This is a genomic window from Staphylococcus sp. 231237_7MaSpsaltlick, assembly GCF_043107035.1.
The window spans coordinates 1-9524 of the sequence record NZ_JBICNX010000049.1; the positions used below are offsets into that span (position 1 = coordinate 1).

Below are 9524 nucleotides of genomic sequence, written 5' to 3' on the forward strand. Positions count from 1 at the left end.
CCCTCTTTTAAAAAAATTATCTTTTTTAACTTCACTATTCACCTTGACCACCATTGCCCAACTTGGTGGAATGATCATCAGTATATTTAACTTTAACCAAATTCAATGGATTGGTTTAATTTCGAACTTAATTTTTGTTCCTTTCTATAGTTTTATTTTCTTTCCCTTTATAATACTCATATTTATAACACTTCACTTGCCTTTCCAATTTAATTTTATCTCCACTGTTTTCAATGCAATAGTAATAGTCCATGATGTTATATTAGACATATTTTATAAGTTAAATCGATTCAAATGGTATGTAGCTGATTTAAATGAAATTACTAAATTAATAGTTATTATATTAGTTTTGATGACTATAATACTGTTGGTCAATAAACTGTTTAAATATATTATCATTACACTATCTTTACTTTGTTTTATATTATCGACTATTCCATTCCAAAAAACAGACCAATTAACTATGTTAGATGTTGGTCAAGGTGATGCGATCCTTTTTGAAACATCTAAGAATAAAAATATATTAATTGATACAGGGGGGGATATTAATCAAGCTCATTCAGAATATAATTATCAAATATCAAAATATAAAGTACTTCCAATATTTAAAAAAAGAGGAATATCCCAATTGGATTATGTTATTATTACACACCCACATTTAGACCATATGGGCGAGTTACCTTATTTGATAGAGACAATAAAAATAAAGCATATAATTATAGATAAAAAAAGTTTTACGCGTCAGCAGCTTTCGAAGTTGGAAATACAATGTCAGCAATATAAAATTCAGCTTTTAGATTTTCGTCAACACCCACAATTATTTTTTGGAGATGTATCTATTAATCTGATAGATACAATTATAGAAAATTCAGTTGATTTAAATGAGCACTCAATTATTACTTACATACGCGTTAATGGACATAGTATATTGCTAATGGGTGATGCAACGTCAAATAACGAAAGTATATTTTTGCAAAACTATAATATTTCAAATGTTGATATTTTGAAGATAGGTCATCATGGAAGTAAGACAAGTTCGACCGCTGCTTTTATTGACAAGATACATCCTAAAGTGAGCTTGATTTCAGCAGGTAAAAATAATATGTATCATTTACCTAACAAAGAGGTGGTTGATAGATTGAATACCATACATACAAATTTATTTCAGACCAGTGAATCAGGTAATGTCACAATAACGTTACATGATGAATTGAAAATTTATACTGATGTAATCAAATAAATATCACTAGTTAGTAGAAAATTGACATGATATAATATTGAAATGTGTAATGGATAAGAAAGGAAGCTATAAATGAGTGAAAATATCGTAACGATATATGGTGAAGTATCAGAATTAATAGAAAAGAAATCTGCCGAGTTAATTGACCAGTATTTACAGCAACCTAAAGATGATTTTAATTTCGTGAAATTCAACTTATATGAGACTGATTTATCAGCCATTATTGAAGAATCATTAACAATGCCTTTCTTTTCAGATAAAAAAGTAGTTCATGTACAAAATGCTTACGTTTTTACTGGTGAAAAACCACCTAAAGATATGAGTCCGAATATTGAGCAATTAATCGAATTTATTGAAAAATATGACGGTGAAACATTAATCATTTTTGAGGTATATCAAGGGAAATTAGATGAACGAAAAAAATTAGTGAAAACGTTAAAGAAAAGTGCACAAATAAAAAAGATAGAGCAAATGTCAGAAGATGAAATTAAGCAATGGATAAAAAATGAATTGCATGAAAATTATAAAGACATAAAGCAAGATGCTTTAGATTTATTTATCGAGCTAACAGGTATTCAATTTAATATTGTTAAACAAGAAATTGGAAAATTAGTGCTGTTTTTAGAAGATAGGCCGACAATTAATAAACAAGATGTAGATCAAATAGTAAATAGAAGTTTGGAACAAAATGTATTTTTATTAACTGAATATATACAGAAGAATAATAAAGCCAAAGCGATACAATTAGTAAAAGATTTAATCGCTATGAAAGAAGAACCAATAAAGTTGTTAGCATTAATTACTAGTAATTATAGGTTGTTTTACCAAAGTAAGATTTTAAGTCAAAAAGGCTATAGTGGACAGCAAATTGCTAAAACGATATCTGTGCATCCATATAGAGTAAAACTTGCATTGAATCAAGCTAGGCATTATCAGCTTGAAAGTTTATTAAATATTATGGATAGTTGTGCTGAAACAGATTACAAATTGAAGTCATCTTATATGGATAAACAACTAATATTAGAATTATTTATCTTATCTTTGTAGTGACGATTAAATCATTAATCATTTAAATACGAAAATAATCTTGTTTAAAATAGAATATAAAAAAAGTTCAAGCCGAGGCTTGAACTTTTTATTATTTACCAGCTGTCATTAATGATGATTTGATACGAGCAGCTTTGTTTTTGTGGATTAAGTTGATTTGTGCAGCTTTATCTACTTTTTTCAAAGCGAAACTTACTAAGTCAGCTTTGTTATCAGCGTTAGCTTCTGTAGCTGATTTAGCTCTCTTAACTGCTGTACGCATTTCATTTTTTTGAGAAATGTTACGCTCCTCAGCAGTGTGAGTTGTTTTAACACGTTTAATTGCAGATTTAATGTTTGGCATGTGTGTCACCTCCTAAAAGTGATCTTCGCTATCAAATTTAATTTGATTACAACAAGAAATATTTTATCAAAATGACGCAGTTTCTGCAATCATTTATTTAGCAAAGTGCATAAAATCCCTGTTTATAAATAAGTTAGCTACAAATATATACTTTATAAGTCATATCATATATGCTATATGTAAGTGACGCAAGACGTATTACAAATTAAAGAATAAGCTCTATACCTATATGAAGTTTGCAATTGTAAGCTAAAAACGTTATTATATCAAAGAATGTCATACATATTTACGGGCTAGAATTATGAAAGTGAGAAGGATAATACATGGATAAACAAGAACGTTTAGATAGACGTAAAAATATAAGAAACTTTTCTATTATCGCACATATCGACCATGGTAAATCTACGTTAGCTGATAGGATTTTAGAAAATACTAAATCGGTTGAAACAAGAGAAATGCAAGATCAATTGCTTGATTCAATGGATTTAGAAAGAGAACGTGGAATCACAATAAAATTAAATGCAGTTAGGTTAAAGTATGAGGCTAAAGATGGCGAAACTTATACTTTTCATCTGATTGACACACCAGGACACGTCGATTTCACATATGAAGTGTCAAGGTCATTAGCTGCTTGTGAAGGGGCTATTTTAGTAGTTGATTCGGCACAAGGTATCGAAGCTCAAACACTTGCTAACGTGTATTTAGCATTAGATAATGATTTGGAATTACTACCTGTAATCAATAAAATTGATTTGCCTGCAGCTGAGCCTGAAAGAGTTAAACAAGAATTAGAAGATGTCATTGGTATTGATAAAGATGAAGTCGTACTAGCTAGTGCAAAATCAAATATTGGCATTGAGGATATTTTAGAAAAAATTGTCGAGGTCATTCCACCGCCTGAAGGTGACCCTGAAGCGCCGTTGAAAGCATTGATTTTTGATTCGGAATATGACCCATATAGAGGCGTGATATCTTCTATCCGCGTTATGGAAGGTGTTGTAAAAGCTGGTGACCGCATTAAGATGATGGCTACTGGTAAAGAGTTTGAAGTAACAGAAGTAGGTATTAATACACCTAAACAACTGCCGGTTGAAGAATTGACCGTTGGAGATGTTGGTTATATTATTGCAAGCATTAAAAATGTGGACGATTCTCGTGTAGGTGATACGATTACACATGCAGAAAGACCAGCCGCTAATGCCTTACAAGGTTATAAGAAAATGAATCCAATGGTATTCTGCGGACTATTCCCAATCGATAACAAAGATTACAATGATTTACGTGAAGCTTTAGAAAAATTACAGCTTAATGATGCTTCATTAGAATTCGAACCTGAATCTTCACAAGCATTAGGTTTTGGTTATCGAACAGGATTTTTAGGTATGCTACACATGGAAATTATCCAAGAACGAATAGAACGTGAATTTGGAATTGAGTTAATTGCGACAGCACCATCTGTTATTTATCAATGTATAATGAAATCTGGTGAAGAGGTTGCAGTTGATAATCCTGCGCATATGCCTGAAAGAGATAAAATAGATAAAATTTATGAACCATTTGTTAGAGCTACAATGATGGTTCCAAATGATTATGTTGGTGCTGTTATGGAATTATGCCAACGTAAACGAGGACAATTTGTAAATATGGAATATATGGATGATATTCGTGTGAATATTATTTATGAAATCCCATTATCTGAAGTGGTTTTTGATTTCTTTGACCAACTTAAATCTAATACAAAAGGGTATGCTTCTTTTGATTATGAATTTATTGATAACAAAGAGAGTAATTTAGTGAAAATGGATATATTATTAAACGGTGATAAAGTTGATGCTTTAAGCTTTATTGTTCACAAAGACTTTGCCTATGAAAGAGGTAAGGCATTAGTTGAAAAATTAAAAACACTAATTCCACGACAACAGTTTGAAGTTCCTGTTCAAGCTGCAGTAGGTCAAAAAATTGTTGCACGAACTAATATTAAATCAATGGGTAAAAATGTACTCTCAAAATGTTACGGCGGCGACATCAGTCGTAAGAGAAAATTATTAGAAAAGCAAAAAGCCGGTAAAGCAAAAATGAAAGCAGTAGGTAACGTAGAAATACCTCAAGACGCATTTTTAGCTGTTCTGAAGATGGACGAAGATTAATAATAGATAGATTGGGGCCTTAAATCCAGACGATTTATGCCCCAGTTTTTTGTGTTCTTCACATAAGCTTTGTAAATGAAAGAAGGTGAGCGCGTTATGGACGTTAAAAGTGCATATATTCACATTCCTTTTTGTGTGAGAATATGTACATATTGTGATTTCAATAAGTATTATATTCAAAATCAACCCGTTGATACGTATATTGATTGTTTAATCAAAGAAATGGAAAACAGTGAAGTGCGGGAATTAGAAACTGTTTTTGTTGGTGGTGGAACGCCAACGGCACTAAATATGCAACAATTAGATAGATTGTTAAAAGCAATAACTTCTATTTTTACAATAAAAGGGGAATTTAGCTTTGAAGCAAATCCGGATGAACTAACTTTAGAAAAGGTGCAATTGTTAAAAGATTACGGCGTTAATAGGTTGTCGATGGGGGTTCAAACCTTCAATCCAGAACTGCTAGACATTTTAGGTCGTACTCATAAGACTGAGGATATTTATCAATCTGTAGAAAATGCAAGGTCAGTTGGTATTGAATCAATAAGTTTAGATTTAATGTATCATCTACCAAAGCAATCTTTAGAAGATTTTAAAGATAGCTTAGAACGTGCACTTGCTATGGATATTGATCATATTTCTAGTTATGGATTGATTTTAGAGCCGAAAACCCAGTTTTATAACATGTATCGAAAAGGTCAATTACAGGTTCCTAATGAAGATATAGGCGAAGAAATGTATGAGTATCTATTAGAAAGAATGTCGAAATCAGATATGCATCAATATGAGATTTCTAATTTTGGGAAACGTAATCATGAATCTGAACACAATAAAGTTTATTGGAAAAACGAGGGATACTATGGATTTGGTGCAGGGGCAAGTGGTTATGTCAATGGCGAACGCTATAATAATGTGAATCCTGTGAATCATTATATAAAAAAAATAGAAAATAATGAGCGCCCTTTATTAGATTCTACTTTTCCAACTCAAACTGAACAGATGGAAGAGGAAATGTTTTTAGGTTTAAGAATGAATAAAGGTGTGAGCAAACAAAGGTTTAATGAAAAATTTGACCAACCTATAGAGCAAGTCTATGGTCAAACGATTAAAGATTTAATTTCAAAAGATTTACTATTTGAAAAGGATGGATATATAGCCATGACAGAACGAGGTAAGGTCATTGGCAATACCGTTTTTGAGTCTTTTTTATTAAATGTATAAAAAATAATGCTTTAACATTGACTTACTTTGACCAATTTGATAAATTATAATTAGCACTTGAAACAAAAGAGTGCTAATGAGGTGAAAGCATGATTAGTGATAGACAATTAAGCATTCTTAATGCAATTGTTGAAGATTATGTTGATTTAGGTCATCCAATTGGTTCAAAGACTTTGATAGAACGGCACAAGTTAAATGTAAGTCCTGCTACGATTAGAAATGAGATGAAATATCTAGAAGACTTACAGTTAATAGAAAAGACGCACAGTTCGTCTGGTCGTTCACCATCTGAGGTTGGGATAAGGTATTATGTGAATCAATTATTGCAACAAACATCTCATCAACAACAAACAAAAATCCAACGTTTAAACGAATTATTAGTTAGCAATCATTATGATATTTCATCAGCGTTAAGCGCATTTGCAGATGAATTGTCAGTTGCATCACAATATACAACGTTGGTAATGCGTCCAAATCATAAAAAAGATATTATTAATAATATTCACTTGATTCGTGCCAATGACTATTTGATTATTATGGTTGTTGTGTTTACATCAGGCCATGTTGAACATCTACATTTAGCATCTCAAGTTCCATTAACAAATGATGAGTTAACTAAAATTTCTAATTTTGTGAGTGAGAAGTATCAAGAATGGAACAAGACTGAATTTGAAAATGAATTAAATAGTTTTGTTAAGACAACGCTAGAAAAAGAATTTATCAAGGATATGCTAAATACAATAGAAGTTCATTTTGATGATCAAAGTAATGGCATTTTTATGGGTGGAAAGGTTAAACTAATTGATGCATTAAATGAATCAAATGTTTCGTCAATTCAACCTATCTTACAATATATCGAATCAAATAAAATCGCTCAATTACTTGATGATATGACCAATGCTTCAATAAATGTTAGAATCGGTCATGAAATTGAATCATCTTTGAGTGATATATCTATTGTCACAAGTGAATATCACATTGATGATAGATTGAAAGGGAAGATAGCAGTAATTGGACCGACAGCAATGAATTACCAAAATGTAATCAGATTGCTGAACACAATTTGGTGATTTTTTAAATATGTATTGGAGGGCAGACAATGACAGAAAAAAATGAATCAGTCTTTGATCAAACTGAGGAAAAAGAACAAACGACTAATGATGAACAGTCAGTGGAAAATGAATCAGTTAATCAAGCTGATGAGTCAACAGAACAGGCACAAGAAAATCTGCAGGATGACAATACAGAAGATACGAATACAGATGTAGATCCTAAAGATGAAGAAATTCAACAATTGAAAAAAGATGTGCAAGAAAATGAAGAAAAATATTTAAGATTATATGCAGAATTCGAAAATTATAAACGTAGAATTCAAAAAGAAAATCAAACAATGAGAACTTATAAATCTCAAGATGTGCTAAACGATATTTTACCTACGTTGGATAATATCGAACGAGCATTACAAATAGATGGTGAAGATGAACAATTCAAAGCACTGAAAAAAGGTGTGGAAATGGTTCATGAAAGTTTATTAAATGCTTTAAATAATAATGGTTTAGAAAAAATTGAAACAGAAGGTCAATCATTTGATCCAAATGTACACCAAGCAGTAGTTCAAGATGATAATCCTGATTTTGAATCAGGGCAAATCACTCAAGAATTACAAAGTGGTTATAAATTGAAAGATAGAGTGTTAAGACCTTCAATGGTTAAAGTAAATCAATAATATTTGATGAAAATACCCAATTTTATAAACAAACAGGAGGAAATTTATTATGAGTAAAGTAATAGGTATCGACTTAGGTACAACAAATTCATGTGTTTCTATTTTAGAGGGTGACGAACCTAAAGTAATCCAAAATCCAGAAGGTGCTAGAACAACTCCATCAGTTGTAGCATTTAAAAATGGTGAAACACAAGTAGGTGAAGTTGCTAAGCGTCAAGCAATCACAAACCCTAACACTATTCAATCTATCAAACGTCATATGGGTACTGATTATAAAGTAGACGTAGAAGGTAAATCATATACACCACAAGAAATTTCAGCTATGGTATTACAAAACCTTAAAAGTACAGCTGAAGATTATTTAGGTGAAAAAGTTGAAAAAGCAGTAATTACAGTTCCTGCATACTTTAATGATGGTGAACGTCAAGCGACTAAAGACGCTGGTAAAATTGCAGGTCTAGAAGTTGAGCGTATTATCAATGAACCAACAGCTGCAGCATTAGCTTATGGTTTAGATAAAACTGAAACTGATCAAAAAGTATTAGTATTTGACTTAGGTGGCGGTACTTTTGACGTATCAATCCTAGAATTAGGTGATGGCGTATTTGAAGTACTTTCAACTGCTGGTGACAATAAACTAGGTGGAGATGACTTTGACCAAGTTATCATTGATTATTTAGTTTCTGAATTTAAAAAAGAAAATGGCGTAGATTTATCACAAGATAAAATGGCGTTACAACGTTTGAAAGACGCAGCTGAAAAAGCTAAAAAAGACTTATCAGGTGTATCTCAAACTCAAATTTCATTACCATTTATTTCAGCTGGTGAAAGTGGTCCATTACACTTAGAAATCAATTTAACTCGTTCTAAATTCGAAGAGTTAGCTGATTCATTAATTAAACGTACTATGGAACCAACACGTCAAGCAATGAAAGATGCTGGCTTATCAAGTTCAGATATTGATGAAGTCATCTTAGTTGGTGGTTCTACAAGAATCCCAGCAGTACAAGAAGCAGTTAAAAAAGAAGTCGGAAAAGATCCGCACAAAGGTGTTAACCCAGACGAAGTAGTAGCAATGGGTGCTGCAATTCAAGGTGGCGTTATCACTGGTGACGTTAAAGATGTTGTATTATTAGACGTTACACCATTATCATTAGGTATTGAAATTATGGGTGGACGTATGAATACACTTATCGAAAGAAATACAACAATTCCAACATCTAAATCACAAGTATACTCAACAGCTGCAGATAACCAACCAGCCGTTGATATCCACGTGCTACAAGGTGAAAGACCGATGGCATCAGATAATAAAACATTAGGTAGATTCCAATTAACGGACATTCCACCAGCTCCACGTGGCGTACCACAAATCGAAGTTACATTTGATATCGATAAGAACGGTATCGTAAATGTTACTGCAAAAGACTTAGGTACAAATAAAGAACAAAATATTACAATTCAATCAAGTTCTTCACTTTCTGATGATGAAATCGATCGTATGGTTAAAGATGCTGAAGACAATGCAGAAGCAGACAAAAAACGTCGTGAAGAAAGTGATTTAAGAAACGAAGCAGATAGCTTAGTATTCCAAGTTGAAAAAACAATCACTGATTTAGGTGAAAATATCAGCGAAGAAGATAAAACAAATGCTGAAGAGAAAAAAGACGCATTGAAAACTGCTTTAGAAGGCGAAGATATTGAAGATATCAAAGCTAAAAAAGAAGAATTAGAAAAAGTAGTTCAAGAATTATCAGCTAAAGTTTATGAGCAGGCTGCTCAAGCACAACAACAAGCTCA

General features: G+C 31.8%; 8 protein-coding genes. 7 read left to right on the plus strand and 1 reads right to left on the minus strand.

All coding sequences use genetic code 11. The annotated features are described in order from the left end of the window. Positions 1–1240: DNA internalization-related competence protein ComEC/Rec2 (locus ACF91D_RS28885; protein WP_392438205.1), on the plus strand; the 1240-nt coding region annotated here is incomplete at its 5' end. 72 nt (positions 1241–1312) lie between these two features. Then, the gene (gene holA, locus ACF91D_RS28890) at positions 1313–2287 is read left to right on the plus strand and encodes a DNA polymerase III subunit delta (protein ID WP_392438206.1); all 975 of its coding nucleotides are present in this window, start codon (positions 1313–1315) and stop codon (positions 2285–2287) included. 91 nt (positions 2288–2378) lie between these two features. Here holA and rpsT read toward each other — a convergent pair whose 3' ends face one another. Continuing rightward, on the minus strand, positions 2379–2630 hold the full coding sequence (gene rpsT / locus ACF91D_RS28895; RefSeq protein WP_392438207.1) for a 30S ribosomal protein S20: 252 nt from the start codon (positions 2628–2630) through the stop codon (positions 2379–2381). A gap of 323 nt (positions 2631–2953) precedes the next feature. On the opposite strand from rpsT, the gene lepA reads away from it, so the two are divergent. From lepA to dnaK, 5 genes are all read left to right on the plus strand, one after another. Beyond that, positions 2954–4777, plus strand: coding sequence for a translation elongation factor 4 (gene lepA, locus ACF91D_RS28900; RefSeq protein WP_042738549.1), 1824 nt, complete (start codon positions 2954–2956; stop codon positions 4775–4777). 96 nt (positions 4778–4873) lie between these two features. Next, complete coding sequence (hemW, locus tag ACF91D_RS28905) at positions 4874–5998, plus strand: radical SAM family heme chaperone HemW (RefSeq protein ID WP_107527457.1); 1125 nt, start codon at positions 4874–4876, stop codon at positions 5996–5998. An 89-nt stretch (positions 5999–6087) separates the two neighbouring features. Next, a complete protein-coding gene (hrcA, locus tag ACF91D_RS28910; protein ID WP_042738551.1) occupies positions 6088–7068 on the plus strand; it encodes a heat-inducible transcriptional repressor HrcA in 981 nt (326 codons plus the stop codon). Positions 7069–7097: 29 nt separating this feature from the next. After that, positions 7098–7724: a nucleotide exchange factor GrpE gene (grpE, locus tag ACF91D_RS28915; RefSeq protein WP_107527459.1), complete on the plus strand. Its 627-nt coding sequence runs from the start codon at positions 7098–7100 to the stop codon at positions 7722–7724. A 49-nt stretch (positions 7725–7773) separates the two neighbouring features. Then, positions 7774–9524: molecular chaperone DnaK (gene dnaK, locus ACF91D_RS28920; protein ID WP_392438209.1), on the plus strand; the 1751-nt coding region annotated here is incomplete at its 3' end.

What these genes read in the sequence shown, in the direction of transcription:
- grpE (WP_107527459.1), top strand. Translation starts at nt 7,098, where the DNA reads ATGACAGAAAAAAATGAATCAGTCTTTGATCAAACTGAGGAAAAAGAA.
- hrcA (WP_042738551.1), top strand. Translation starts at nt 6,088, where the DNA reads ATGATTAGTGATAGACAATTAAGCATTCTTAATGCAATTGTTGAAGAT.
- rpsT (WP_392438207.1), bottom strand. Translation starts at nt 2,630, where the DNA reads ATGCCAAACATTAAATCTGCAATTAAACGTGTTAAAACAACTCACACT.
- lepA (WP_042738549.1), top strand. Translation starts at nt 2,954, where the DNA reads ATGGATAAACAAGAACGTTTAGATAGACGTAAAAATATAAGAAACTTT.
- holA (WP_392438206.1), top strand. Translation starts at nt 1,313, where the DNA reads ATGAGTGAAAATATCGTAACGATATATGGTGAAGTATCAGAATTAATA.
- hemW (WP_107527457.1), top strand. Translation starts at nt 4,874, where the DNA reads ATGGACGTTAAAAGTGCATATATTCACATTCCTTTTTGTGTGAGAATA.